This is a genomic window from Peribacillus sp. NPDC056705 (genome assembly GCF_043656335.1).
Map to the genome: position 1 here is coordinate 1 of NZ_JBHTYI010000267.1, position 1,096 is coordinate 1,096.

General features: G+C 46.6%; 1 protein-coding gene. It reads right to left on the reverse strand.

Annotation, left to right across the window (positions count from 1 at the left end; all coding sequences use genetic code 11):
- Positions 1–1,096 (reverse strand): FtsX-like permease family protein (locus ACFRAK_RS29540; protein WP_394573277.1); only part of this gene is annotated, 1,096 nt, incomplete at both ends.

The window sequence follows — 1,096 nt, forward strand, 5'->3', positions numbered from 1 at the left end:
CTCACGAACTGATCAATGGACACACGGTCCTGCAGGTTGATGAAGGTTGTATTCATCACGGCGCCATAGTTGGGATTGACCTTTCTGACGACATCAGCCGTTATTCGTCCCGTGTAGGACATGTTCGAGATTGCCTGATAGATTCCCGTTACAGTTAGCGTCTGCTTTTCTCCTTCGATGTAAATATCGAGCGGATCCCCTACATCGATGTTCAAATTTCTAGCTATATTGACGCCAATCGAAATTTCTTGGTCGTTTACTGGATTGCGCCCTTTGACGTTCTCATAGCCGATTTCGTCATAATTACCCTCCGCCACCGTCAACAAGATCCCCATCGTATCCTGCTCCATTTCGGTAGCCAATTCCTTGTTGATCGGCAATACGGCATTAGCGTCTCCATACCGGCTATAGTTCTTGACCCTTTGATCCGTTAGCACTTCTTCCTGAAGCTGTTCATAGGTCAATTTGGCTGGATTATCGATTCTTACGGATAGATCCGCTGAATCATATCCCCATTTTGCAATAGTTCCCTGAATGGAAGATATGCTGTACACGAACAAAAATCCGAATACGAGTACTGAAGTAGACAAAGCCGAGATCAAGATGATTAGTGCCGAGCCGCGTATATTCTTCGTAACGCCTCTTAACCCGATAACCATCTCCGTCGGAAGGGATCCCAGCTTCAGCAACTTCTTCTTCCACGTGCTTCCGCGGCTTGATTGTTTAGAGCTATCCTTCTCGGACATGCCGTAACGAATCGCCTGCGCCGGCTCAACGCCGCGAGCTTTATAAGAGAACAGTAGGGCAGACAGGAATATGACCGCGATTACCGCTAAGCCCACCCAAATCGCAATTGCCGAAAATTGAACATTCATATTCGATGTGCCTGTGCTCAGATAGGCCATGGAGCTGCTAACGATCTTGTTCGAGAAAAAGTAACTTAACCATATTCCCGGAATGACCGAGACAAACGCCAGAATCGTATATTGCGTCACATAAGCCGAAATCACTTTAAGAGAAGATAATCCAACGGACTTGATAATGCCAATCGTCTTGTAGCTCGTCAAAATCGCGTCGGAAATCGTAAATCCAAGGG